The sequence below is a fragment of the Alkalibacterium kapii genome (genome assembly GCF_007988865.1).
GTDB lineage: Bacteria > Bacillota > Bacilli > Lactobacillales > Carnobacteriaceae_A > Alkalibacterium > Alkalibacterium kapii.
Genome location: NZ_BJUY01000012.1, coordinates 23500 through 49987, shown reverse-complemented (window position 1 = coordinate 49987; position 26488 = coordinate 23500). Strand labels below are relative to the sequence as shown.

At 38.6% G+C, this 26488-nt stretch carries 22 protein-coding genes and 1 tRNA gene; 2 read left to right on the top strand and 21 right to left on the bottom strand.

Features of this window, described 5'->3' with window-relative positions:
• Nucleotides 1-36: 36 nt before the first annotated feature.
• The 17 genes from pnp to pdhA form a co-directional block, all read right to left on the bottom strand.
• Nucleotides 37-2148, bottom strand: coding sequence for a polyribonucleotide nucleotidyltransferase (gene pnp, locus AKA01nite_RS05650; protein ID WP_146924346.1), 2112 nt, complete (start codon nt 2146-2148; stop codon nt 37-39).
• A 211-nt stretch (nt 2149-2359) separates the two neighbouring features.
• Complete coding sequence (rpsO, locus tag AKA01nite_RS05645; RefSeq protein WP_146924345.1) at nt 2360-2629, bottom strand: 30S ribosomal protein S15; 270 nt, start codon at nt 2627-2629, stop codon at nt 2360-2362.
• A gap of 164 nt (nt 2630-2793) precedes the next feature.
• Nucleotides 2794-4779, bottom strand: coding sequence for an excinuclease ABC subunit UvrB (gene uvrB, locus AKA01nite_RS05640; RefSeq protein ID WP_186805113.1), 1986 nt, complete (start codon nt 4777-4779; stop codon nt 2794-2796).
• Nucleotides 4780-4883: 104 nt separating this feature from the next.
• Nucleotides 4884-5138, bottom strand: a complete 255-nt coding sequence (gene rpsT, locus AKA01nite_RS05635) for a 30S ribosomal protein S20 (protein ID WP_146924344.1) — start codon at nt 5136-5138, stop codon at nt 4884-4886.
• Nucleotides 5139-5297: 159 nt separating this feature from the next.
• Entirely contained in the window at nt 5298-6329 is a 1032-nt protein-coding gene (gene holA, locus AKA01nite_RS05630; RefSeq protein ID WP_146924343.1) for a DNA polymerase III subunit delta, read from the bottom strand.
• A 1-nt stretch (nt 6330) separates the two neighbouring features.
• Nucleotides 6331-8688, bottom strand: a complete 2358-nt coding sequence (locus AKA01nite_RS05625) for a DNA internalization-related competence protein ComEC/Rec2 (protein ID WP_146924342.1) — start codon at nt 8686-8688, stop codon at nt 6331-6333.
• A 115-nt stretch (nt 8689-8803) separates the two neighbouring features.
• Nucleotides 8804-9460 (bottom strand): helix-hairpin-helix domain-containing protein, encoded by a 657-nt coding sequence (locus AKA01nite_RS05620; RefSeq protein WP_146924341.1) that lies wholly within the window; start codon nt 9458-9460, stop codon nt 8804-8806.
• A 135-nt stretch (nt 9461-9595) separates the two neighbouring features.
• Nucleotides 9596-10633 (bottom strand): SepM family pheromone-processing serine protease, encoded by a 1038-nt coding sequence (locus tag AKA01nite_RS05615; RefSeq protein ID WP_146924340.1) that lies wholly within the window; start codon nt 10631-10633, stop codon nt 9596-9598.
• Entirely contained in the window at nt 10626-11129 is a 504-nt protein-coding gene (gene coaD, locus AKA01nite_RS05610; RefSeq protein WP_146924339.1) for a pantetheine-phosphate adenylyltransferase, read from the bottom strand. Before coaD ends, AKA01nite_RS05615 begins: the two co-directional genes overlap by 8 nt.
• Nucleotides 11126-11686 carry a 16S rRNA (guanine(966)-N(2))-methyltransferase RsmD gene (gene rsmD / locus AKA01nite_RS05605; protein WP_146924338.1) on the bottom strand — a complete coding sequence of 187 codons (561 nt, stop codon included), beginning with the start codon at nt 11684-11686 and terminating at the stop codon, nt 11126-11128. Before rsmD ends, coaD begins: the two co-directional genes overlap by 4 nt.
• Before the next feature lie 19 nt (nt 11687-11705).
• The gene (locus AKA01nite_RS05600; RefSeq protein WP_186805112.1) at nt 11706-12017 is read right to left on the bottom strand and encodes a YlbG family protein; all 312 of its coding nucleotides are present in this window, start codon (nt 12015-12017) and stop codon (nt 11706-11708) included.
• Between the two features lie 130 nt (nt 12018-12147).
• Entirely contained in the window at nt 12148-13983 is a 1836-nt protein-coding gene (gene typA / locus AKA01nite_RS05595) for a translational GTPase TypA (protein WP_146924336.1), read from the bottom strand.
• A gap of 195 nt (nt 13984-14178) precedes the next feature.
• Entirely contained in the window at nt 14179-14961 is a 783-nt protein-coding gene (locus AKA01nite_RS05590) for an inositol monophosphatase family protein (protein ID WP_186805111.1), read from the bottom strand.
• A gap of 110 nt (nt 14962-15071) precedes the next feature.
• On the bottom strand, nt 15072-16478 hold the full coding sequence (gene lpdA / locus AKA01nite_RS05585) for a dihydrolipoyl dehydrogenase (protein ID WP_146924334.1): 1407 nt from the start codon (nt 16476-16478) through the stop codon (nt 15072-15074).
• Between the two features lie 12 nt (nt 16479-16490).
• Nucleotides 16491-18152: a 2-oxo acid dehydrogenase subunit E2 gene (locus AKA01nite_RS05580; RefSeq protein ID WP_146924333.1), complete on the bottom strand. Its 1662-nt coding sequence runs from the start codon at nt 18150-18152 to the stop codon at nt 16491-16493.
• A 125-nt stretch (nt 18153-18277) separates the two neighbouring features.
• Nucleotides 18278-19255 carry an alpha-ketoacid dehydrogenase subunit beta gene (locus AKA01nite_RS05575; protein WP_146924332.1) on the bottom strand — a complete coding sequence of 326 codons (978 nt, stop codon included), beginning with the start codon at nt 19253-19255 and terminating at the stop codon, nt 18278-18280.
• Between the two features lie 2 nt (nt 19256-19257).
• Nucleotides 19258-20364 carry a pyruvate dehydrogenase (acetyl-transferring) E1 component subunit alpha gene (pdhA, locus tag AKA01nite_RS05570; RefSeq protein WP_146924331.1) on the bottom strand — a complete coding sequence of 369 codons (1107 nt, stop codon included), beginning with the start codon at nt 20362-20364 and terminating at the stop codon, nt 19258-19260.
• Between the two features lie 448 nt (nt 20365-20812).
• Between pdhA and def the strand changes: the two genes are divergently transcribed.
• Nucleotides 20813-21388 carry a peptide deformylase gene (def, locus tag AKA01nite_RS05565; RefSeq protein ID WP_146924330.1) on the top strand — a complete coding sequence of 192 codons (576 nt, stop codon included), beginning with the start codon at nt 20813-20815 and terminating at the stop codon, nt 21386-21388.
• A gap of 167 nt (nt 21389-21555) precedes the next feature.
• On the opposite strand, the gene AKA01nite_RS05560 is transcribed toward def, so the two are convergent.
• From AKA01nite_RS05560 to AKA01nite_RS05550, 4 genes are all read right to left on the bottom strand, one after another.
• Complete coding sequence (locus AKA01nite_RS05560) at nt 21556-22890, bottom strand: DUF1576 domain-containing protein (RefSeq protein ID WP_146924329.1); 1335 nt, start codon at nt 22888-22890, stop codon at nt 21556-21558.
• Between the two features lie 107 nt (nt 22891-22997).
• Nucleotides 22998-23144: a hypothetical protein gene (locus tag AKA01nite_RS09300; protein ID WP_186805110.1), complete on the bottom strand. Its 147-nt coding sequence runs from the start codon at nt 23142-23144 to the stop codon at nt 22998-23000.
• 362 nt (nt 23145-23506) lie between these two features.
• Nucleotides 23507-23579, bottom strand: a tRNA-Ala gene (locus AKA01nite_RS05555).
• Nucleotides 23580-23702: 123 nt separating this feature from the next.
• A complete protein-coding gene (locus AKA01nite_RS05550) occupies nt 23703-24482 on the bottom strand; it encodes a Cof-type HAD-IIB family hydrolase (RefSeq protein ID WP_146924328.1) in 780 nt (259 codons plus the stop codon).
• Nucleotides 24483-24766: 284 nt separating this feature from the next.
• On the opposite strand from AKA01nite_RS05550, the gene rnjA reads away from it, so the two are divergent.
• Nucleotides 24767-26437 (top strand): ribonuclease J1, encoded by a 1671-nt coding sequence (rnjA, locus tag AKA01nite_RS05545; protein WP_146924327.1) that lies wholly within the window; start codon nt 24767-24769, stop codon nt 26435-26437.
• The last annotated feature ends 51 nt before the right edge of the window (nt 26438-26488 follow it).

Here is a 26488-nt window from a genome sequence, read left to right as displayed (position 1 = left end):
TTCAATAAGTGAGACATGCTTTTTTATATCTTTATTTTACTGCTCTTCTTTTTCTTTCAAAACAGCTTTACGTGACAAGTTAACTCGTCCACGGTTGTCGATCTCAGTTACTTTGACATCGATTTTATCACCGAGAGAGATAACATCTGAAACATTTTTGATGTATTTATCAGATAATTCAGATACATGTACTAACCCATCCGTACCCTTGATGATTTCAACAAAAGCACCAAAGTTTTCAATACGTTTAACGGTTCCTGTATAGACTTTTCCTACTTCGACCTCTTCTGTTAATTCTTCGATTATTTCAATTGCCCGTTTGATACCATCAGCATCCTGACCATAGATAGAAACATTGCCTTCTTCATCGATATCGATTTTAACACCTGTTTCATCGATAATGTTATTGATGGTCTCTCCACCTTTACCGATAACGACTTTGATTTGAGCCGGCTTGATTTTGATCGATTCTATTTTAGGTGCGTATTGGCTTAATTCAGCACGCGGCTGATCGATCGTCGCTTCCAGATTATCGAGAATTTCATGTCTGGCTTTTTTAGCTTGAACAAGAGCTTCTTCAAGAATTTCTTTTGTGATTCCTTCGATCTTGATGTCCATTTGCAAAGCAGTGATCCCTTGACGGGTACCCGCTACTTTAAAGTCCATGTCTCCCAAGTGATCTTCCAGTCCTTGAATGTCTGTTAGAACAGTATAGTTGTCATCTTCCATAACCAGACCCATAGCGATTCCACCGACCGGCGCTTTGATCGGCACCCCTGCATCCATTAAAGCGAGGGTCCCAGCACAAATACTTGCCTGAGATGAAGAACCATTTGATTCCAATACTTCTGCTACCAGACGTATGGTATATGGGAAGTCTTCCTCATTAGGAATGATTGGCAGCAAGGCACGTTCCCCCAGTGCTCCGTGACCGATCTCACGACGCCCCGGACCTCTTACCGGTCCAGTTTCACCGACCGAGTAATTAGGGAAATTATAGTGATGCATGAATCGTTTACTGTCTTCGCTGCTTAATCCGTCGATGTGCTGATGTTCATTAAGCGGACCAAGTGTTGCCACAGACAGTGCCTGAGTCTGTCCTCTCGTAAACAATCCTGACCCGTGAACTCGAGGCAGAAGCGTCACTTCTGAATCGAGTGATCTGATTTCATCCACTTTACGTCCGTCTGGCCGAGTATTCTCTTCAGTGATCAAACGACGTACTTCGTCTTTTTCCATTCCGTCAATGATCGTTTTTACATCTTTGATGATCGATTCATAATCTGGTGCATCGATATATTCACTTTCATAGTATTCTACGATTTCATTTTTAACTTCTTCTGTTCTTTCAGCACGTTCCTGCTTATCAAATGTTTGAATTGCTTTTTTCATCTTATCATTATGCTGACTGACGATTTCGTTTTTCAATTCTTGATCTGGTAAAAGTAACGTAACATCCATTTTCTCTTTTCCAGCAGCTTTCATAACTTCTTCCTGGAATGCAACGAGATCTTTGATTGCTTCATGACCAAACAGTAAAGCTTCAAGCATGTCTTCTTCAGCAACTTGATCTGCTCCACTTTCAACCATGTTGATAGCTTCTTTAGTTCCGGCAACAGTCAGCTCTATATCTGATTCTTTCATTTCTTCCTCAGTTGGATTTATAATAAATTTACCATCTATACGTCCAACATTCACTCCTGCAATTGGCCCGTTGAAAGGTATATCAGATACACATAGAGCCAGGGAAGATCCAAACATTGCTGTCATTTCAGGAGAATTGTCAGGATCAACAGACAATACCGTGTTCATAACCTGCACTTCATTTCGAAATCCTTCAGCAAACATCGGGCGGATCGGTCTATCGATAAGACGAGCCGTCAATGTCGCATTTTCAGAAGGTCTCCCTTCACGTTTAATGAACCCTCCAGGGATTTTCCCTACAGAATACATTTTTTCTTCATAATTGACCATCAACGGGAAGAATGGCAGGGTACTTGCTTTTTTACTTGCAACAGCAGCAGTCAGAACTGCTGTATCTTCATAGCGGACCAGTACAGCGCCGTTTGCCTGTTTTGCCATCTTGCCAATTTCAACTGTCAATTTACGTCCACCAATTTCAGTTGTGAAAACTTTTTTTTCAGTCATTCGTTTCTCTCCTTATGTCACAGGAAGCCATACCTACTAAACAAACGTCATTCTTCTGACTTATCAGACTCATCACGTTTGGTTAGTAAAAAAGGCATCCTGTTCTTTTTTATAAATAAAGCGAGATTCCAGGGAATCCCGCTTTTGTATTTATCGTGATCAATAAATATGTCTAGAATAATCAAGCATACAGACACATTTAAACTAATAATTAACGACGTAAACCTAATTTCTGGATCAATTCACGGTAACGTGTGATATCTTTGTTACGTAAATAAGCCAGCAAGTTACGACGGTGACCAATTTTCTTCATCAATCCACGCATTGAATGAAAATCTTTTTTATGTGTTTTAGCATGCTCATTCAATTCGTTGATTTCAGCAGTTAAAACTGCGATTTGTACTTCAGGAGAACCAGTATCACCTTCATGACGGGCATATTCATTGATGATTTCAGTTTTTCTTTCTTTTGAAACTGCCATTTTTTCCACCTCTTTCCTTGTTATGAATCCTGTTACTGAGTAAGCGCTGGTGATGCGGCAAACCAAGTAACGGTCTGTGCGGTTTGCACACTCTAAAGACTACACTATAATTGATTGAAAATCAAGAGGGATCACTACCAAGTTACAGACACTCTGGTTCGTTTTTATTTTTTATATTTTGTTTTCAGCTCCATTACTACATCCCGTAAATCTGCTGCTTTTTCAAAGTTCAAATCTTTAGCAGCTTCTTTCATTTCAAGTTCAATTGTTTCAATAAGCTCCATTCGTTCTCTTTGAGATAATTTTTTGATCGTTTCTTCAGATAAGTTCTTTTCCTCTTCGTCAACAGCTGTTGATATTTTGATCAGATCTCTTACTTCTTTCTTGATCGTTGTCGGTGTGATCCCATGCGCCTCATTGTATGCTTCTTGTATCGCTCGACGTCTTTCTGTTTCATCGATCGCGTTTCTCATAGAATCAGTAATGTGATCGGCGTACATAATCACTTTCCCATTTTCATTCCGGGCCGCACGTCCCATGGTTTGGATCAGTGCACGGGAACTTCTGAGAAAGCCTTCTTTATCAGCATCCAGAATGGTTACCAGTGACACTTCAGGCACATCGAGACCTTCACGCAGCAAGTTGATTCCGATTAAAACGTCAAATTTCCCCACACGAAGGTCTCGGATGATCTGTGTCCGTTCAAGTGTCTTAACATCACTGTGCAGGTACTGGACTTTGATCCCTACTTCTTTTAGATAATCAGTCAGATCCTCAGACATCTTTTTGGTCAATGTTGTAATAAATACCCGCTCATTTTTTTCAATGCGTTTATTTATCTCTTCAATAATATCGTCTATCTGTCCCTTGATAGGCCGGACTTCCACTATTGGATCTAATAAACCCGTCGGACGGATGATTTGTTCAACGATCTGACTCGAGCGGCTTGTTTCATATTCAGCTGGTGTAGCTGAAATATAAGTGATTTGAGGAACCCGTTCTTCAAATTCTTCTAAGCGTAAGGGACGATTGTCAAGTGCACTGGGTAATCTGAATCCATGTTCGATCAGACGTTCTTTACGCGCCCTGTCACCTTTATACATCCCACTGATCTGCGGCATCGTCATATGAGACTCATCAATAATGAAAAGTGAATCCTCCGGGAAAAAGTCAAGTAATGTATAAGGCGCTTCGCCTGGGGCACGTCCATCTAAATGCCGTGAATAATTCTCGATGCCTGAACAATAGCCCATCTCCATCATCATCTCAATGTCGTAATTGGTACGCTGCTCGAGCCGCTGAGCTTCCAGCAATTTGTTTTCTTTGTGCAACTCTTCAAGCCTTGCTTTTAGTTCCACCTGGATCGATTCAATAGCAGATCGGGTTTGCTCATCATTAGCCACAAAGTGAGTCGCGGGGAAGATCGCAGCGTGAGCCAGATCCGCTTTAACTTCTCCTGTTAAGACATCCACTTCTCTTATCCTGTCGATTTCATCACCGAAGAATTCAACACGGATCGCTTCACTTTCCCTTGAAGCCAGGAATATTTCCACGATGTCACCGCGTACTCTGAAGCGTCCACGCTGAAAATCGATATCATTTCTCTCGAATTGCATATCCACTAGTCGGCGCAGTAAATCTTCTCTGCTGATCTCCATACCTGAGCGTAGTGACAAGACATGTTCCGCGTAATCTTTTGGATTAACTAATCCATAGATACATGAGACCGATGATACAACGATGACATCTCGTCTTTCAAGCAAAGCACTTGTTGCCGAATGCCTCAGTTTATCGATTTCGTCATTGATGCTGGCATCTTTTTCAATAAAAGTATCTGTTGATGGGACATAGGCCTCTGGCTGATAGTAGTCATAATAGCTGACAAAATATTCCACTGCATTGTCAGGAAAAAATTCTTTGAATTCTGTATACAGTTGCCCTGCAAGTGTTTTGTTATGCGCCATCACAAGTGTTGGTTTGTTGACTTGCTGAATAACGTTGGACATCGTAAAAGTTTTACCAGTCCCTGTGGCTCCAAGAAGGACCTGTTCTTTTTGCCCCTCGCGTATGCCTTTCGTCAGTTCTTTGATTGCTTCTGGCTGATCCCCACTTGGCTTATACAGCGATTTTAGATCAAATTTCTGTTCCACTATTCTAACACTCCTCACTTAATCACTCACCACTATCAGTTTATCATAAAAAAAGTATTCTCAAAGACTTAGGTCTCTAGAGAATACTTTTCCATTTATTCTAATTATTTTGCTATTTTTTTACTTAAACGTGATTTGTCACGTGCTGCTTTGTTTTCGTGGATCAAACCTTTAGATACAGCTTTATCGATTGCTTTTACTGCATCTTCGTACAATTCTTTTTTGTTTTCAGCATCGGTATCCACTGCTGTCAAGAATTTTTTCTTAGCTGATCTCATTGATGTCAATTGACCGCGGTTGTTTTCTCTTTTTTTCTCATCTTGTCTTTGACGCTTAATTGTTTGATCTATATTTGGCATTGTAAAACACTCCTTATTTAATAAACACGTAGTTAAAATGAAATAATGACTGTGATTAAACAGTATGATTTGAAACTACTCTAAGTTGATTAGTTCAACATTCACCATTTTACACCACACCAGTCGCATTTTCAATGAAAACTTTTGTTTATTCTCTGTTTACTCTGGCATTGAGGAAAATTTCCATATAAACAGTTCGATCTGGAGTTTAGGATCCACTTTCCCGCTCTTGATTTTATAATCAGCATTAATTAAATACCTGTGAGCATTCGACAATGTTTCTTGTTTAAATAATCTCTCAGTCTGCAGCGCCAGTTTCACACGATACGGATGTATTTTCAAAATCCCCGCTATATCCGCTTGCTGGTACCCCTTTTTCTTCAAAATCTTAACTTGTAAAAGTAATCTGAACTGACCGATCATCAGTGCGAGCATCTTTATAGGATCTTCTTTTTGATGAAGGAGATCCTGATAAAGTTCTATCGACTGTTTAATATTTTTTTTCAATACTTTTTCGTTTAATTCAAAGATATTCTGCTCCAACGATTTAGAGACTAATTTATCAACAGATTCCAATGTTATCGTCTTATCCTCTGCATGATAGATCATCAGTTTATCCAATTCATTTTTAGCTTTTGATAAATTCCTGTCAGTAAGTTCTAATAGTCGTTGAAATGTTTCCTTAGACATCTTGTAGTCGTTATTTTGTAAATGATTCTTTAAATAAACAGAAGTATCTTTCTCAGAGGAAGGTGAAACATCTATGACTTCTGCTGATTTCAATAAAACTTTCGTTATTTTTTTTCGTTTATCCAGCTTATCGTATGAAACTAAAAAGACCAGTACTGTAAATGCCGACGGATCATTCAAGTATTTTTCCAGTAAAGCCGTGTTGTGCTTAATTTTAGTGGTAACTTTTTTACCAGTAAATATATAACTTGAATGCACAAATATAAGTTTCTGCTCTCCCAAAAATGGCAGACTTTCGGCTTCATAAATAACATCATCTATACTGGAGTCTTCAAGATCGAAATGAATCATATTCATTTCATCCTCTTTCCTGTCTTTAAAGACTTGAGTTAAAGAAGTAATGACTTCATCTACCAGTATTCTTTCAGTTCCATTGATGGCGTAAACAGGTGCAATGTCGCCATTTTTTATTTGATCGATTTGCTTTGATACATTCTTCATTCTATTCTCCTCTCTGTTTTCTATTATACTCAAAAGAAAACAGATAACTGTCTATATATTTGGCGTATGGCCAATCAGTAAATCTATATTTAATTGCCCCGTTGATATCTGTACGAAAAGTGGATATCCCCCGATCTGAGAGTTTTTGGATAACAGAATCATGAGGATGACCATATCGATTAGCCGTACCTGAAGAAATCAGTGCTGCTTCAGGCTCAAGTTGGTCTAAAAATACATTATGGGTTGATGTGTCGCTGCCATGGTGACCTACTTTCAGAATGTCGGCTTTTATATTGGGATATTTTAAAAGCAAGGATTTTTCACCGCTAATCTCCAGGTCGCCGGTAAAAAGCCATCTCTTCCCACCAATCAAACCATATAACGCGAGTGAATTATCGTTTTTCGACAGATCATTTATTGTTCTTTGTGACAGGAGAGCGAACGTCTTATCTGGAAGATTTAAGTTGCTTCCCTCAGTTACTTCTTTTATTATTGTGCCATAACTTTCAATGGAAGGAAACATTGCCTGAAAATTTTCTTGCCAGAAAGTGACTTTTGATGATACCACTTGTTTCGTTGGTAGATGGCCTATTATGCCTAAAAGCCCTCCATAATGATCGATATCAGGGTGAGAAATGATGATCGATTCAAGTTTATTTACTCCTTCAGATTTCAGTACTGGCAGTACGATGTTTTTGCCTACATCAAATTCACTTTCTCTTTCTTCCCATTTTTCAACTGGATAATTTATTTGTCCCCCAGTGTCAATAAGATAGTTCCCTTTCCCCCAGGGTTTTTTTATCAGAATCGATTCTCCCTGACCCACATCGATCATCAGCACTTGACCCACAGGTGAAAATCTTACAGAATATACACATAATAAAAAAACGATAAAAAGAATATAAAAATATTTTTTTGTTAAACGTTTTTCAATAAGGATAAATAAAAGCATTATAGTCACAACAAGCAGTAAGTATATTCCCGGGGAAAGTCTGCCTGTGATAATATTAAAATTCATTTTAAAAGCAACTTCCCCAGCAATCATTTCCAGTAATCGAATCAGTTGTTCTGCTATATATAAAACCATTTGGAACAGTAATGATCGGGGGACAATAAATGATAATAACAATGCGATCAATAGCAACGGGAGCAGTAAACCGGATACAACAGGTATGAAAAGACTGTTTAGCACTAAGACTCCCCATGAGAATTCATAGAAATGATAACTCAATACAGGTATTGAGGTGGTAAGCAGCAACATATTCAACACAATATAAGCTTTGACTTTAGTTAAACGTAGAAAGTATGACTGCCGGGATAAAACAATAATGACAAAACTGATGAGATAACTTAATTGTAAGCTGATCGTGTAAATACTGTACGGGGAGATGATAAGAGTAATCATCAGCATCAAAGACCAGCTGTCTAAAGTAGTTAATGAAAAAGCAAACTTCTCTCCAAAAAGTTTCAGCCATATTTGCCCCACAGCTCTCAACACACTAATTCCAAATCCGGTAACTATTCCATACACCGGCAATCCAAGCAGTAAAGAAGTCGCAGTCGACTCTCTGCTGACCTGCATTTTGAGTAACAAACGTTTGATGATGCTAACAAGCAAGGACACATGAAGACCTGAAATGCTCAGTAAATGAATGACTCCAAGTTCTTTATAAGCATCGATAACTTCATGTTTAAATGTACGTTTATCGGCAAACAAGAGCGTTTTAGTGTACACACTCGGTCGGGCACTCATCAATTGATCGATATGGGATAATAGCTTCTGTCTAAAAGAATCGAGCACATACCCCAGTGGTCTTTCTTTTAGGTTATCTTTTAATACAGTCAGATCTGAAGCTTTTAAAACACAGAATATATTTTTAGTTTTTAAATACGTCTGGTAATTGAACTGATTGAAATTAGACGGAGGTTCTGGTGTAGTCAGTGCACCTTTGACTTTGACAGTTAAAGGTATCTGTTCAATCAACTGCTGTTTTTCTTTTTCACTGCTGATATAATAGTTGATCATCAGTTTTTCATTCGTTTTATCGTTATTTGCTGATCCCTCAAATTCCAGTTTGTTTCCATCCACTTTCCAGCTCGTTTCTTTGACAGCTAAAATCATTTCTGCATCTTCTGTCAATTCCAGGGTTGTATCTTTTTGCAGAAAATAATTATATCTTATTCCAAATAACAGAATAGCAGTAATGGATATGAAGAATAATCGACAGTCTTTTTGGACGAGCAGTCTCCACCATGAAAATATCAAAGCGATGATCACTATGGGAGTAAAACCATGAACTATCCCAGCAACAGAGGTCAATAACGCAATGGCTGAAAAAATCAGCTTCCTTGAACTCATTTCACTGCAACTATCCAATTGTTCAAATAACCCCCATCATCTCTATTGTTTTCCTTATTGATCCAAAACATTGCAGTCCACCATTCTTATAAAATCCTATGGAATTTATTTAATTTCAATCGATCGTTACTGCTGTTTTTATTCTATCAAAAGTCTTTTTTCCTATCCCACTTACATTCAGTAAATCTTCGACTGTTTTAAATAAACCATGTTCATCTCTATAATTTATTATTGCCGCTGCTTTACTTGGTCCTATCCCATCTAAAACAAGGAAATCTGTTTCATCAGCCTGATTGATGTTGACCAGCGATGTTTTATCTTGTAATGATTCCTCAGTTTCTATGATTTCTGGTATATTTTCGCCATTTTCCGGGATGTAAATGTACATCTCATCGTTCAGGATTTGAGCAAAGTTTATATGTTTTGTATCAGCATTCTCTAAAACACCTCCTGCCGCATTAACAGCATCGATTATCCTGTCTGATGATTTCAATGAAAAAACGCCTGGAGTTTTCACAGCACCTTTTATATCTATGACAACTTCTACAATTTCATCCGCTGCCTCTTCAATTCGTAATTCTTTATCATCACTCCCACTTTTTTCTTCTGTGAGGTTTTGGGGATTCTCTTCGATCAAATTTTCCAGGGTTACTATGTTTTCATTGCTATCTGTATCATTAAAATCTTTGAAAATCATAAAATAAATAACAATCAGAAGTCCGGCAATCAATATTCCTGTAACTATTTTTTTTAAATACTTGAATTGGCTCATTCTCTACCCAGGCCTCCCCTCAATGTCTTACTTATTATATTACCTAAAAAAATTAAAAATCACTTTTATTGTTCTGTTTATGAGAGAATTAACATAAAAAAAGACAGGGAACGGCTCCCTGCCTTTTTCATTCAACTATTGTAACTCATCTAAATAGTTTATCGCATCATCAATATTTTTAACGGGTACGATCCGCATATCGGTCTCGATATCTTCTGCGGTTTCAAGAGCTGTTTTGTAGTTCGATTCAAGTTCAGGGTATTCTTCCAATACTTTGTCATCGATTTCGTCATCTGGCGCAAAAAATATATCGGCACCTTCTTCATCTGCAGCAATAATTTTTTTATCAATGCCTCCGATACGACCGACCTCACCATTTTCAGCAATGGTACCTGTCCCTGCAACAATTAAATCATCAGCAAGTTCTTCTTCAACAAGCATTCTATAAATCTGCAGGGAAAACATAAGTCCTGCAGAAGGTCCGCCGATACGTCCAGCATCTATTGAGACCTCAGGTGTTGTAGTAACAGAGGATTGAGTAGCTAAAGTGATCCCTATTCCAGGTTTTCCGGTTTCTTTGACCCGGATGAGTTCACCGCTGATTTTTTCTACCGTATCATTCCTGACAACTGTAAGTGTAACATTATCACCTACAGACTGATTGCTAACATAGTCAATAAATTCATCCGTGTTCTCAAATGCTTCCCCATTGATATGAGTAATACTATCGCCCATTTTCAATTTTCCATAAAAATCCGATTCCTGTGTGACCGACATGACATAGACACCCTCATAGTTAATATCGTAGGGTAAATCCGCCGCATTAAAAGCTGCAGCTTTAGCAGTATCAATAGAATAATCCATATAGTAATTCTGAAGTTCACGATACTGGCCATAATCATCATAATCACCTAACAGTTCAGATTCACTTACAATGGAATAATAGGGCAGGATCTGAAAAAGTGAAGAGAACGGCGTTGCTTTAAACATTTCAACAGTTGTCAGCATGAACGGACTCCCAGACTTATCAGTCTGTCCGCTGACCTCGACTTTATCATTGATTACTACTGCACTTCCGGGACGTTCAATATAATAAGGTATGGGCAGCAAGAATACTAGATAGGCAACTAATCCCACTAAAAATGATTTCAAAATAAACCGTTTTTTATTCACTTTTATGTTCACCTAATTTCATTATCCGTTTTATCTCAGCCGCGACGTTTTGAGGGACTAATGACTTTAAATCACCTTTATAAAAAGCAATTTCTTTAACCATAGTGGAGCTGATATGCTGATATTTTGGATCCGAAAACAGACACAGCGTTTCTATATTTTTATTTTGCGTCTTATTTAGATTGGCAATATCCCGTTCGTATTCAAAATCTTTAACTGAACGGATTGCACGAATCAAAATATCAGCGTCATTTTCTTCAGCCACTTCAACAGTCAAACCATCATAAACTATCACTCGACAATTCATCACATTATTAACATTTAAACTCTCTTTGACCATCTCACGACGCTCTTGTGCAGAAAATAAGTATTTTTTTGCCGTACTGGCACTCACTACAATGATCAATTCATCTACTAATCTTGCAGCTCTTTTAATAACATCTAAATGACCATACGTTAAAGGATCGAAACTCCCGGCATAAAGTGCCTTTCTCATTGGCTTGACTCCTTTTTGTAAATTGAAAGTCGTGTGGAGGCATATACTTTTTCTTTGACGAAAATCAAAGACTGCTCTTTTACAGGTAAAGCAACGTCTTTATCAGTTTCACACACTATTATTGACTGCTCGTTGAGCAAATTATAGTCTACAAGTTTTTTCAATATTTCGTTTAATTTTTGCTTGTCATAAGGTGGATCGAGGAAAACAAGATCGAAAGATATATCCAGCTGCTTTAATCTCTCCAGTGCCAGCATATCTTTTTCTTTCCACACCGTGAATTTCTCAGGTTTTTTCGTTATTTTGACATTTTCATTGATTACTTTTATTGCCTGATAATTATAATCTATAAGGAATGCATGATCCATTCCTCTGGAAACAGCTTCTATACCGAGTGCTCCACTCCCGGAATACAGGTCTAAAACGTTCCTTCCATCAAAATAAGGACCGATCATATGAAACAACGATTCTTTGACTTTATCAGATGTAGGACGTGTATTTTTCCCGGGAATCGTTTTAAGTCTTCGTCCTCCGTATTCTCCTGATATAATTCTCATACATTTTCACCCTTTACCGTTAGTTGAAGATGACTTTAACCAAATTGTCTTCATCGTCATCTTCATTGGAGAGCGCTCTTACTTCATCCAGAACACCATCGAATGTATCAGGCATGTCACAGCGATAAGAGTGTTCCACTTTTCTGACAAAATGTTGTTTGGAAATAGTACTGATCAAAGTATCTATTTGCTCGCGGTCAACATAAATAATCGCATAGTTCATATTTTTTGATACGAAATGAATCAGACCGTAGCGTTTCAATTTATTGATATATTTTGTAGTATAAAGCCAGACTACTAACCCCGCTCTAGAACTTTGTTTCTCTTCCAAAAAATTCACCTTCTTTTTGTTTTAATTATTATAACAAAAAAACCCCTCTAAACGAGAGGGATTTTTAATTAAGATAAAACTCTCCAAAAAAGCATCTATATAAAGCTATGAGAGTCATAACCTTTAAACTTTAGCTTTTATTTGAACGTTTTGCTGCTTTTTCACGTTCATTTTTATTTAAAATTTTCTTTCTTAATCGGATGGATTCCGGCGTTACTTCACAGTACTCATCATCAGCCAGAAATTCCAGCGATTCCTCAAGAGTCATTACACGTGGACGCTTGATTACATTCGTCTGATCCTTATTAGCTGAGCGCACATTAGTCTTTTGCTTTTCTTTAGTAACGTTGACAGCAATATCATTGTCTCTATTGTGCTGACCGACAATCATACCTTCATATATTTCTGTTCCCGGCTCAACAAAAATTGTCCCACGGTCTTCCAAGTTCATTATACTATATGTGGTTGCTGCGCCATTTTCCATAGAAACAAGCGCACCATAGCGACGTTCGCCTGTTTTACCTGGAAGTAATGGTAAATATTGATCGAAAGTATGGTTCATAATACCATAGCCATGAGTCAGAGATAAAAAGTCATTGGTAAACCCGATCAAACCACGAGCAGGCGCAAGGAATATCAGACGTACTTGGCCATTACCAGTATGGATCATATCCTGCATTTCACCTTTTCGCTGACTTAGATTCTCGATGACAGATCCCATGTATTCCTCAGGTGTATCGATCTGCACACGTTCAAACGGTTCACATTTCACTCCGTCTATTTCTTTTACAATAACTTCCGGCTTAGACACCTGCAATTCGAAACCTTCGCGACGCAAATTCTCAATCAAAATGGAAAGGTGTAACTCTCCTCTACCGGATACAGTCCATGCGTCTGGAGAATCTGTCTGCTCAACGCGAAGCGAGACGTCTGTCTGCAATTGCATCATAAGGCGTTCTTCGATTTTTCTGGATGTGATCCACTTCCCTTCCCTGCCTGCAAATGGAGAATTATTAACTAAAAATGTCATCTGTAAGGTAGGTTCATCGATGTGAAGGATAGGTAAAGGATCCACATGATCTGCTGGCGTCACTGTTTCGCCTACGAAGATATCTTCGAACCCTGAGACAGCGATCAGATCGCCAGCCTTAGCTTCTTCGATTTCCATTCGTTCAAGCCCAAAGAAGCCAAACAGTTTGGTTACGCGAAAGTTTTTAGTAGATCCATCAAGCTTACTTAACGTCACGTTGTCTCCAACTTTAATCTTACCTCTAAAGACGCGACCGATACCGATTCTTCCAACATAGTCATTGTAATCAAGCAAAGAAACTTGAAATTGTAACGGTTCATCACTGTTATCTATCGGAGCCGGAATTTCTCTTAGAATGCTTTCGAAAACTGGTTCCATTGTATCCTGCTGATCTTCTACATTATCAGACAGACTACTTGTTCCATTTATAGCAGAGGCATAGATGACCGGGAATTCCAGCTGGTCTTCATCAGCATCCAATTCAATAAGCAAATCGACAACTTCATCTACCACTTCTGCGGGTCTAGCTGTTTCTTTGTCTATTTTATTAACGACGACTATTGGGATCAATTTCATTTCAAGTGCTTTTTTCAGAACAAAGCGGGTTTGTGGCATCGTACCTTCGTAGGCATCGACGACAAGTATAACTCCATCCACCATTTTCATTATTCGTTCAACTTCTCCGCCGAAGTCCGCGTGACCAGGCGTATCGAGTATATTAATGTTATGATTTTTGTATTTTACAGCTGTATTTTTAGCAAGGATGGTAATGCCCCGCTCTTTTTCGATATCATTAGAATCCATCGCTCTTTCATTCAATTCGTTATGGGCGTCCAGAGTATCAGACTGCTTAAGCAACTCATCCACCAGCGTTGTTTTGCCGTGGTCAACGTGAGCGATGATGGCAATATTCCTTATATCTTCTCTTCTATTCATTTTTTTCCTCCAAATTCGTTACTCTAGAATCTAATTGTTCTGTCTATGCTTTCATAGGACTTTTCAAATATGTTCATAAAAAAAGCACTTATTCTTGATAGATTCACACTCAAGAATAAATGCTCTCCAATCATCCTAAAATGTTGCACAAGGTATTATAACAGTAATTCAAACTAGATTACAAGTTAAACCTGTTTATTCATGGATGAGATCCATTATTTCTTTATGTGCTTTGGGAACGGCAAATATAATGTTATTGTTTTTCATTAAATCAACAGGCTCATTATCGAACTGAGTAGCTTTTAATCCCAGTTCTTTCATAAAAAGGATCCCTGGAGCAATGTCCCAAGGCTTTAGATTGGTAGCAATATAAGCAACGATGCTTCCCTTGGCTACTTCAATTGTTTCAAGTCCCGCAGAGCCCACAAGTCTCAGACCTAAACTTTTCCTGGCAATTTTTCTGATTCCATCATATTTGTCTTTTGTCATTATACTAGAGTTTGTCGCTAAAAGTCCTTCATTTAAACAACGGTTAGCTGGGATTTCTACTGGTTGACCATTACAAGTAACTCCGCCATCTTTGATTGCTGCGTACAACTCGTTGGTTGTAACATTATATATATAGCTTTGAACCGGTATTCCTTCTTCATAGATGGCAAGCATTAAGGCAAAATTTTCATTCTGCAAGACAAAATTCAATGTCCCGTCGATAGGATCTAACAGCCAAACTGTTCCCTCCATATTTTTTACGGAATCCCCAAAACCTTCTTCTCCTAAAATGCGGTCTTTCGAATAAGCCGTGCGAATTCTTTCCACCAATTCTTTTTCTACCCACTTATCCATATTAGTCACTAAATCGTTAGCTGCTGTCTTTTGTTCAACCTCTAAATAACTATCTTTCTCTTTAATGATAACTTGGCCGATATCATGGATCCATTTTTTAATTGTTTTATCTCTGGCTTGTATGTGATCAGTCATATATTTTCTCCTCATTTCATACTCCTTTACTCCAGTTTAAATGAGTAGACACTTTTTTGCAAAAAAACTGGAGATTCTACATGTTCTAGAATCTCCAGCATCTTATTATTTTACATGTGAATAGGTAGTCCTAAAGCTGCTTCAGCTGCATCCATCACTACTTCACCGAGTGAAGGATGACCATGAATGGTTAAAGCAATATCTTCAGCATTCATACCACTCTCGATAGCCAAACCAAGCTCAGCAATAATATCTGAAGCGCTGACTCCAGCTACTTGAGCACCTACTATGACATTGTCTTCTTTCATTGTAACGAGTCGGACGAATCCTTCTGTCGCATTAAGTGAAAGAGCACGTCCATTACCACCTAAGAAGAATTTTGTAACTTTTACATCAAGTCCCTCTGCTTTTGCTTCACTTTCAGTATAACCAACAGATGCAATTTCTGGGTCTGTAAAGGCAACAGCAGGTAATGCTCGATAGTCCACTGCAACTTTTTTACCAGAAATAGCTTCGGCTGCTATCTTTGCTTCATAACTCGCTTTATGCGCTAATGCAGGTCCAGGAACAACGTCGCCAATAGCATAAATGCTTTCAGTGCTTGTTCGACCTTGTCTGTTGACTTTGATCAGGCCGCGCTCATCCATTTCTACTCCGGCTGATTCCAGACCTATATCATCAGTATTTGGTTTACGTCCAACAGTTACCAGTACGTAATCCACATCCAGAGATTTTTCTTCTCCTTTAGCTTCATACTTAACAGTTACACCACTATCTGTAACCTGGGATTCTTTAGCCATTGCATTAGTCACAATATTAACGCCACGGTTCTTAAAGTTTTTCTCAACCAGCTTGACCATATCTTTGTCAAAACCATTCAAGATAGAAGGCAAACCTTCTAAAATAGTTACTTCTGTACCTAAGTTGGCGTACACGCCAGCTAACTCAGAACCAATATAACCTCCGCCGACGATAGCCATCTTTTTAGGGATCTCTGTCAAGTTAAGCGCGCCTGTTGAATCTAATATACGCTCACTGAATTTGAATCCAGGGATTTCAATTGGACGGCTTCCTGTTGCAACGATTGCATTTTCGAAGGAATACGTTTGAGCACTGTCTTCAGTCATGACGCGCATGGTATTTTCATCATTAAAATATGCTTCACCGCGCAGTATTTCGACTTTATTCTTTTTAAGAAGGCCTTCAACGCCTTTTGTTAATTTACTTACAACCTGATTATTTTTCCATTCCTGTGTCTTTTTGAAATCTATTTTAACGTTTTCAGAAGTCACACCAAATGTAGATGAATCAAGGGATTCTTGATATTTATGCCCGGCAGTGATGAGTGCTTTAGAAGGAATACAACCAACGTTCAAGCACACCCCACCGATAAATTCTTTTTCTACAATAGCTACTTTCTGACCCATCTGAGCAGCACGAATGGCTGCTACATATCCACCTGGGCCAGCTCCAACAACTACTGTATCTAATTCAATTGCGAAATCTCCTACTACCATTTGTGTTTCACCTTATCCTTCCATTAATAACAATTCAGGATCTGCTAACAGACGTTTCAGTTCGTTCATTGCTTTTTGACCCGTTGCTCCGTCGATCACACGGTGATCAAATACTAATGACAAGGCAAGCATTGGAGCTGAAACGACTTCGCCTTCGTCATTTACGATTGCTTTTTTAGCGATGCGGCCAACACCTAGTATAGCCACTTCTGGGTGGTTGATGATCGGTGTGAACCAGCCGCCCCCTACAGAACCGATATTGGAAATCGAGATAGAGCCATCAGCCATATCACTTGATTTCAATTTGCCTTCATGCGCTTTAGCACCTAATTCTGAAATTTCGGAAGCGATATTGAACATTGATTTCTTGTCAGCATCTGAAACAACCGGAACGTAAAGTCCTTGTTCAGTATCTGCGGCGATACCAATGTTATAGTAATTTTTGTATACCACTTCATCAGTCGTATCATCGATAGATGAATTAAGTGCCGGGAATTTCTTCATTACAGAGATGATTGCTTTAACAATGTAAGGTAAGAATGTTAACTTAACATTCTGTTCAGCTGCAATCGTTTTGAATTTAGTACGATGTTCCATCAACTTCGTGACATCTACTTCGTCAAATAGTGAAACGGAAGGAATAGTCAAACTGCTGTTGACCATTGCTTTAGCGATAGCTTTACGTGTTGTAGTCATTTTCTCTCTGGTTTCTTCGTCAGAACGACCAGATTTAAATGGTTTGACGTCAGCAGATACAGAAGCCGTTTTGCCTTTAGATGAAGCTGATGTTTCCTTAACTGCGGATTTTATGCTTTCTTTAGATGATGTGTCTTTGGCTGATACTTCTTTTGCAGCAGCAGCTTTTCCGCCACCTTGAAGGAATGTATCGATATCCTCACGTGTTGTACGTCCACCTTTACCTGATGCTTCAACCAAACTGATGTCGACACCTTTTTCGCGTGCATATTGTCTGACAGATGGCATTGCGAGAACACGCTTATTAGGATCAGATGTTTTAACTACCTCATCAGAGACTTTTTCTACATCTTGAGCCGGATCAGTTTTTTCTGCCCCTGCTTGTGCTTCTTCAGAAGACATCTCAGTAGAAGCAGTTACTTCCTCTGTTTCACCTGCATGTCCTTCAGCATCAATCTCAACGATAGGGTCCCCTACTGACGCTACTGTTCCTGGTTCTACCAAGAATTGCTTGATCGTTCCATCAACGGGAGATGCCAGTTCCTCAACTGACTTGTCGTTTTGGATCTCAGCAATAGAATCGCCTTCTTCAATAGTGTCTCCTTCTGAAACTAACCAGCTGACGATTTCTCCTTCAGCCATACCTTCTCCTACATCAGGGAGTTTGAATGTAAAGAGACTTTTAGAAGCTGTTGCTTCAGTTGTACCTTCTGATGAATCTCCTCCAGCATCGGAGTGTCCTTCAGCATCGATCTCAACGATAGGATCCCCCACAGAAGCTACTGTGCCAGGTTCCACCAGGAATTTCTTGATTGTTCCATCTACTGGAGAGGCCAGTTCCTCAACTGACTTGTCGTTTTGGATTTCTGCGATCGAATCGCCTTCTTCTACGGTATCTCCTTCTGAAACTAACCAGCTGACGATTTCTCCTTCAGCCATACCTTCCCCTACATCAGGGAGTTTAAATGTAAAAGCCATAGTTATTTTCTTCCCTTCTATAAATGATTTCACTTTTATTGTTTTGAGTTATCATTTAATAATGAACAAACTCTAAACGGTATAAACCATATAGAGATTGTTCATTATCATCTATTAAGTTGTTACTAAAACTCTACTGCTTTTTTAGCAGCCGCTGTTATATCTTTTGCATTCGGCAACCATGTGTTTTCGATCTGTCCGAATGGGTAGACAGTGTCAGGTGCTGAAACAAAGCCGACAGGAGCTTCCAGTGAAAGGATCGCACGTTGAGAAACCTCAGAAATCACTACGTTACCCACACCAGCTTGACGCTGAGCCTCTTGAACCATGACCATATGTCCAGTTTTTTCTACAGATTTAACGATTGTTTCATAGTCAATAGGAGATACTGTTCGCAAGTCGATAACCTCAGCAGAGACATTATCTTTTTCTAACTGTTCTGCAGCTTTAAGTGCTTCTCTTACCATGTAACCATAAGCTACAATAGTAATATCGGAACCTTCTTTAGCAACCGCAGCTTTACCAAGCGGCACAGTGTACTGCTCTTCTGGTACTTCGTCACGGAACGAGCGATACAACTTCATGTGCTCAAGGAAAACAACAGGATCTTCATCACGAATAGCTGAAGTCAGTAGCCCTTTAGCATCATACGGGTTTGAAGGGATAACGACTTTGAGACCTGGTGACTGTGCCATTAAACCTTCCAAACTGTCAGCGTGCATTTCCGGAGTGTGCACTCCGCCGCCGAATGGTGAACGGATAACAGCCGGTAAGTTTAACTTCCCACCAGTACGGTAGCGTGTACGAGCCATCTGCCCAACAATAGAGTCCATTACTTCAAATACAAATCCAAAGAATTGGATTTCCATTACTGGACGAAAACCTTGAACAGCCAAACCAAATGCCATCCCACCGATCCCAGATTCAGCAAGTGGAGTATCATTCACACGGTTTTCTCCGTATTTATCAAAGAGACCTTGAGTTGCACGGAAAACACCACCATTTTTACCTACGTCTTCACCGAAAATCAAGACTTTTTCATCACGAGCCATTTCTTGATCAAGGGATTCAGTGATTGCTTGAATCATTGTAAGATTCGCCATGATTATTTACTCTCCTTTGCTTCATATTTCTCAATCTGCTCAATAATGTTCTGACCAGGCTCGCCATGCATGTTTTTCAGAAATTCTGAAACTTTCATTTTTGGAGCTTGATCCGCCTCTTTGGCAGCTTGTTTGATTTCTTCTTTCGTTTTTTCGATCAGTTCTTCTTCTTTCTCGTCATTCCACAAGCCTTTTTCTTTCAAATAATTGCGGAAGCGTACTAGAGGATCTCTCTGTGCCCAGTAGTCAAAAGATTCTTGTTCACGGTAACGTGTTGGGTCATCTCCAGAAGTTGAGTGTGGTCCGAAACGAGAGGTGATCGTCTCGATCAATACGGGTCCATTCCCTGCTGCTGCCCATTCACGCGCCTGTTTAGATACAGCGTATACTGCAAGTGGATCCATTCCATCAACCTGAACCCCAGGTATACCAGCTGCTGCAGCTTTTTGAGCTAAGGTATTAGCTGCTGACTGTTTGTGTCGAGGAGTAGAGATGGCATAGCCGTTGTTTTGAATATAGAACACAATAGGCGCTTTATATCGTCCTGCAAAGTTCATGCCCTCATAGACATCTCCCTGCGAAGATCCGCCGTCACCTGTATAAGTGAACGTCACTTCATCTTCTTTACCAGCAAATTTTTGTCCTACTGCATTACCCATCGCTTGGATGTACTGCGCACCGATGATGATTTGAGGTGCCATAGCGTGCAGATCCTCTGGGTAGTTATTACCTTCTACATGACCTCTAGACCATAAGAAAGCCTTAGGTACCGATAGTCCATGTTGAATCAGTTGTGGAATATCACGGTATCCCGGATAGAGCCAGTCCTGTTTTTTAAATGCAAAATGACTGGCTAGCTGTGACGCTTCCTGTCCCATAGTTGGTGCATAGAATCCTAATCTTCCCTGACGGGCCAGCGCCATTGAACGCTCATGGAGAACACGAGACCATACCATTCTTGTCATTAACTCTACTAATTCGTCATCCGATAAATCAGGCATAATGTCCTTATTCACAACATTACCGTCTTTATCTAAAATTTGAACCATCGGAAACGAAGCTTCAATTGAACTCAAAAGTGCCTCGTAATCAACTGGTTGCTTTGCCATAGATTACCCATTCCTCTCTGTTTGTATAATCGAATGTAACAGTGTATTTGAACTGTTATAATTTTATCTATTCCTTTTATAACTTATCATGGTTTCTAGTTTATTGCAAGCATAAACGTTTGAAGTAATCGTATTTAAAAGCCGGTATAAAAGGGATTCGGTCTAATTGTGATTAAAAATGCAATCAATCTGTTATACTCCTTTATCATCTTATTTTATTCATAAAAGAACAATGGAGTAACACAGACATTTAATCTGTTATATAAGAGAGCCTGAAAACGTAAGGTGTACCAGCGGATGGCTGAAAAAAAATAACATGTGAAACACATCACTTCAAAAATAAGAACTATCTCATCGCACACATCATATTCTAATTGAATCTAATGCAAAACTTTTGAAAAACTGTTAGAATACTAGAGAACCAGTATCTTGTACAAGGAGGAATTTGATGTTAACAATGACAGATGTCATCCGTGAAGGTCACCCTACTTTACGTAAAGTGGCGGACCCCCTGATCTTACCCTTAACTGATGACGAAAAGAAATTAGCTTATGATATGCTTGAATTTTTAAAAAATAGTCAAGACGCAGAAACAGCTGAAAAATATGACCTCAGACCAGGTGTTGGTATAGCCGCACCTCAACTGAATGTTTCTAAACGTATGATTGCAGTACACGTGCCTTCAGATTTACCTGATGAAACAGAGCCGCAATTCAGTGACATATTGATCAATCCTAAAATCATCAGTCACTCTGTTAAACAAACCTGCCTATCTGAAGGCGAAGGGTGTTTGTCTGTCGACCGTGAAGTAGAGGGGTATGTTCCCAGAAACAAACGTATTCGTATAGAGTATGTCGATACTGAAGGTAATAGACAAAGCAGACGTTTAAAAGATTTTCCTGCTATTGTCGTTCAGCATGAAATCGATCACTTGAATGGCATCATGTTTTTCGATCGTATCGATCCAGATAACCCAATGGCCCTTCCAAAAGATTTGGAAGTTCTAGGATATGAAGAGGATTAATACCCTAAATACTAAAGTAAGACGACTGTTCTTTTCGTTTTTTTTTTTTGATCTCAAGAAAGCAAAACAACCTGACCTAAATCTTAAGGTCAGGTTGTTTTGTATGTTAAAGTCCAGCGTAAGTATTAAATAAGAGACTGGGTCTGCCTGACGAATGATTTTTTTCCCTACTCATTACTTTTAACTTCTTTGGCAGGATCCACAGGTTCTCTAAGTTTTTTCCTTTTCTCCTTATGATAATGAAAAGCCTCCAGTAATGGAATCATTATTGCTGCTACAAAGCCTCCTGAAAAACCATTATTGTAAAGATTGATTCCCCCATGCAGATTGTCAGTATTACTCACTAAACTTAAGTGTAAGGCTCCAGCCAACATCCCCGCCCATTTTCCGTACCTTCCAGCAATCGGTGCAATCGTTGTCCCGAACAATCCGGCTGTCACTACTCCAGTGTCGCTCATATCATAATCATTGACGACACCCATCAAAGAAACTCCAAGCAATATAGGGATGACATTTCTGATATGTTTACCAAAGGCTCCAAAGCCTACTACTGTTAAAATTCCGCCAATCACTGGTCCATTAAGTTCTCCTCCGTGAAGGTGAACATAACCTAGTGAAAGAAAACCTAATAATGACATATTTATTAAAGTGACCTGGAATCCATTCGTTTTCAAAAAATCAGTTGATAGCTGCCCAGTATGCTTCAGCAAATCTTTGTACCCTTTAAAAGACCAGGAATTCAGATATAAGCCTGCACCCAGCATCACTGTATACAAAAATAAAAAAATAAGAGTAAAATACTCATTATTACCTGAAGATAATATTGAGACCGGTTCAACCTCTTTCCCTGTACTACGAATAACAGATATAAATAGGGTCCCTATTATCCCGCATGTAAATCCTACGTTGTATACGCTGAAGCCTTTTGTGAAATCAACTACGTGATTAGCAATAGGAGGGATGAAGAAGCCAGCAAAAAATCCGGCTGCATAACCATACAAGATCCCTTGTGCCAACGGCAAGCCAAGATTAAACGAAATCTCACTTACAAGTGGACCAAGAGCTGTTCCAAAAAGAGCAGCAAGTAACGATTTTTCCGCAGGCATTCGGGTCACCCATGCATAAGCAAATGCTCCTATGACGATCGGTGTAGAATTATACAAGTTTTTACCAAAAAAAGAAAAAGCAGCTACAGTTAATACACCAGCTATTACTGCTCCATTAATTTGAGCTTTAGAAATCTTAATGATCGCAATTGAATGGGCAGTCAATAAGGCCGAATTAAATAATGTGGCACCCACATTAGAAATCGCAAAATAATCGGTAACTAAATTAGACGGTGACAATAAAATTGAGATTTGTCCCATTAGGATTTCTTCAGGAGAATTAAATAAAAAAGCCAGAGAACCAAATACAATGACTATAATCCAAAAAAAGCTATAATTTAACTGTTGTGTATTTATTTTATATTTAAAGTAATTGTTTGTTTTTTCTAATATCATCCACTATCCTCCCCAGGTTGTCGTTTGAAATTTGTTTTCTCATATTAAAATACCATTTTATCATTAAAAAAAACAACATATTTATTGATTTTTTATCAGTAGTGTGTTTATTTTGTTTTCAATTTGCTCTGTTTTGTCTGACTGTCCACCGGATAAATCAGATTAGTGACTTGAGCGATTCCAGGTGACATATTGTTTTCTTTTGACTCTTTTAAAAGCTGTTTGAGCTCTTTTATTTGCTCGTCAGTCAACACTTCCTCGCCTCCAATAAAATATTAATTACAGTAAGTGTAGAGTATATATTAAAATTGTAAGCGTTTCAATAACATTACATGAAATTTTTGTTTTTTTTAATAAAAGTAAAAGTGTGAGGGGCAAAAAGCGTTTAAAGCTGTAACATAGGGGAGAATCGTCACAAAACTATCACATTTCATTAAACTTATTTATGAAGTGGTATGAAGTGGACGGCAGGTCTATTTTATGGAGCATATTTATAAAACATTCATTAATAACGCTAAACAGATTGATTTACCGTCCCAGCCTCAGGCGCTTACGAAAAAAACTACAGAACCTATCACATTGATCGTGATAAATTCTGTAGTTAAAAAGAATAGTATGGAGATAATCGGGCTCGAACCGATGACCTCTTCGCTGCCAGCGAAGCGCTCTCCCAACTGAGCTATACCCCCCAAAAATACGTCCTCCATTATTATTACTTATTTTCAGACATTTGTCTATAGTAAAATTCTTATTTATACGTATTTTTTTAAATTTTTTTTAAATATACAAAATTCATACAAATTCATTCAAATTTATTTAATATAATTCAATTCTCGCAGTGCATTTGAAATACCATTATTTTCATTAGAATCTGTTATCATATCGGCAACATTCTTAACTTCTGTTCTAGCGTTTCCCATCGCCACTCCTAAGCCCGCTTGTTTGATCATTTCGATATCATTCATTCCATCACCAAAAGCTATAACATTATTCAAATTGATTCCCATGTGATTCGCGAGTATTTTAATAGTCAAAAACTTTGATCCATCTACCGGGAGTACGTCAATACCTTCTTTATACCAGCGGACGAATCTGAAATGAGGAAACTTATCCGCGTAAATATCCATCTCTTCTTCTGAAACAAAAAGGAGACATTGAACCAATGCGTTTTCTTTATGGAATTCTTTATCATATTCTGGAACATCGAAGCCTACAAATTTCATACCATCACTCATTCTTGCATTTGGTATTTTATTTCTGCGTTTCAAATCATCAATCGTTTCATAGACGAGTTGATGGTTGTGATTATCGGCTGTTTTTAATAATCTTTCAAGATCTTCTTTATTTAAATGATTCGTGTAAATATTTTCGTTTTTGTAATAGGCCGCCGCTCCATTACATACGATGTAATGAGAGATACCAAGTTCTTTGATTACCTCTTTGGCCATCGATCGATTTCTACCCGTTGCAATAGCTACATCATGGGATTCACTTAGTTCTTTAATTGCCTCTTTAGTTTCTTTCGGTATCTCTTTATCATCATTCAACACTGTCCCATCGATATCAAAAATAAATAATTTTTTATTTTCCAATTCTGTTCGCCCTTTCCCGATTTATATGTCGTCATTTCCTACTATATATAAATTAATGCAAAACTACAAATAAATTTTAAAGTTTGCTGTTCTCATATCACTTGTCCCGCTTTCATTATTCTATACTTATTATTTTTAGTATGGTAGAATAGTTATATCAGTGGTTTCTTACACCACGCACCGAGCGGAGAATTTAAGTAATAGCACATTTGTTATACCATTATATACGACAGTTTTGCAAAGTAAGATTTTAATGATTAATACTAATACAAGGGAGTTTAACAATGAAATCAAATATAAAGAATAACGAGACCGCCATATTTGCTTTAGGTGGTTTAAACGAAATAGGTAAAAATACCTATGCAATACAATTTCAAGACGAAATCATCTTGATCGATGCTGGAATCAAATTTCCTGAGGACAATTTATTAGGTATTGATTACGTCATTCCTGACTACTCATATCTAGTGGAAAACAAGGATAAGATCCAGGGTCTGTTTATTACCCACGGCCACGAAGACCACGTTGGAGGAACACCTTATCTTTTGAGAGAACTTAACATCCCCATCTATGCAGGTAAACTTGCACTTGCATTGATCAGAAATAAATTAAATGAACATCATTTATTGCGTGATGCTACTTTAAACGAAATAAATGAAGAAACGGTCGTTAAGTTCAGAAAGACTCAAGTGTCATTTTTCAGAACGACACACAGTGTTCCAGAAGCATATGGTATTGTTGTGAAAACGCCTAACGGAAATATTGTGGAGACTGGAGATTTCAAATTTGATTTCACCCCAGTTGGAGACCCCGCTAATCTTCACAAGATGGCTCGTATTGGCGAAGAAGGTGTGTTGGCCTTGCTTTCAGACAGTACAAATGCTGAAATCCCTAATTTCACACAATCTGAAAGAATGGTCGGCGACTCGATAAGAAATTTATTCAACAATATTGATGGGCGCATTATTTTCGCTACTTTTGCTTCAAACATTACCAGAGTGCAACAAGCCATTGAAGCAGCCAATAGAACAGGACGAAAAGTCGCTGTTTTTGGTAGAAGCATGGTCAACAACTTGGAAACTGGTAAAGAGTTAGGGTATATCCAGGCTGATGAAGGAACATTTATTCATCCAAATGAAATAAAAAATTATAAAGCAAACGAAGTACTGATTCTATGTACAGGCTCTCAGGGTGAACCTATGGCTGCTTTAAGCAGGATCGCAAACAGCACACATAGACAAATTTCTATCCAGCCGGGAGATAACGTGATTTTCTCAAGTTCTCCGATACCCGGTAATACAATCAGCGTCAATCGAGTAATCAACCAGCTGCTCGAGGCCGGGGCAAATGTTGTTCATGGAAAAATAAACAATATCCATACTTCAGGACACGGTGGACAACAGGAACAGAAGTTAATGCTGCAGCTAATGAAACCAAAGTACTTTGTACCGATCCACGGAGAGCACCGCATGCAACGTATTCATGCAAAAATGGCTCAAGAAACTGGTGTTCCAAAAGAAAATTGTTTCATATTGGATAATGGAGAAGTTCTTGCTTTCACCGAAAACTCCGCCAGACGCGCAGGCGAAGTTGAAGCTGGTGATGTTTATGTCGATGGTAGTGGAATCGGAGATATTGGCAACGTGGTGCTTCGAGACCGAAAAATTCTTTCTGACAATGGACTCGTTGTTATAGTTGCTACAATCGATACAGACAAGAAACAGATCCTGGCTGGACCAGATATTATTTCCAGAGGGTTTATTTACATGAGAGAATCTGAGGCTCTCATTCAAGAAGCGCAAAAAGTCGCATATAGAAGTATTCAGCGATCATTTAAACATAAGCAGCTTAATGAATACAAGATGAGAAACGCATTGATCAATGACGTTAAAACATTCCTCTTTTCTGAAACAGAACGACAACCTATCATTCTTCCTGTAATATTGACAAATTAATAGAAATCAAAAGCCCCGGGGAACTAACAATGTTTCTCCCCCCGGGGCTTT

Coding starts and splice junctions, on each gene's coding strand:
- AKA01nite_RS05575 (WP_146924332.1), bottom strand. CDS start 19,255: ATGGCGAATCTTACAATGATTCAAGCAATCACTGAATCCCTTGATCAA.
- def (WP_146924330.1), top strand. CDS start 20,813: ATGTTAACAATGACAGATGTCATCCGTGAAGGTCACCCTACTTTACGT.
- AKA01nite_RS05625 (WP_146924342.1), bottom strand. CDS start 8,688: ATGAGTTCAAGGAAGCTGATTTTTTCAGCCATTGCGTTATTGACCTCT.
- pnp (WP_146924346.1), bottom strand. CDS start 2,148: ATGACTGAAAAAAAAGTTTTCACAACTGAAATTGGTGGACGTAAATTG.
- holA (WP_146924343.1), bottom strand. CDS start 6,329: ATGAAGAATGTATCAAAGCAAATCGATCAAATAAAAAATGGCGACATT.
- AKA01nite_RS05580 (WP_146924333.1), bottom strand. CDS start 18,152: ATGGCTTTTACATTTAAACTCCCTGATGTAGGGGAAGGTATGGCTGAA.
- rpsT (WP_146924344.1), bottom strand. CDS start 5,138: ATGCCAAATATAGATCAAACAATTAAGCGTCAAAGACAAGATGAGAAA.
- lpdA (WP_146924334.1), bottom strand. CDS start 16,478: ATGGTAGTAGGAGATTTCGCAATTGAATTAGATACAGTAGTTGTTGGA.
- rsmD (WP_146924338.1), bottom strand. CDS start 11,686: ATGAGAATTATATCAGGAGAATACGGAGGACGAAGACTTAAAACGATT.
- typA (WP_146924336.1), bottom strand. CDS start 13,983: ATGAATAGAAGAGAAGATATAAGGAATATTGCCATCATCGCTCACGTT.
- AKA01nite_RS05620 (WP_146924341.1), bottom strand. CDS start 9,460: ATGAGCCAATTCAAGTATTTAAAAAAAATAGTTACAGGAATATTGATT.
- rnjA (WP_146924327.1), top strand. CDS start 24,767: ATGAAATCAAATATAAAGAATAACGAGACCGCCATATTTGCTTTAGGT.
- pdhA (WP_146924331.1), bottom strand. CDS start 20,364: ATGGCAAAGCAACCAGTTGATTACGAGGCACTTTTGAGTTCAATTGAA.
- AKA01nite_RS05560 (WP_146924329.1), bottom strand. CDS start 22,890: ATGATATTAGAAAAAACAAACAATTACTTTAAATATAAAATAAATACA.
- AKA01nite_RS05590 (WP_186805111.1), bottom strand. CDS start 14,961: ATGACTGATCACATACAAGCCAGAGATAAAACAATTAAAAAATGGATC.
- coaD (WP_146924339.1), bottom strand. CDS start 11,129: ATGAGAAAGGCACTTTATGCCGGGAGTTTCGATCCTTTAACGTATGGT.
- rpsO (WP_146924345.1), bottom strand. CDS start 2,629: ATGGCAGTTTCAAAAGAAAGAAAAACTGAAATCATCAATGAATATGCC.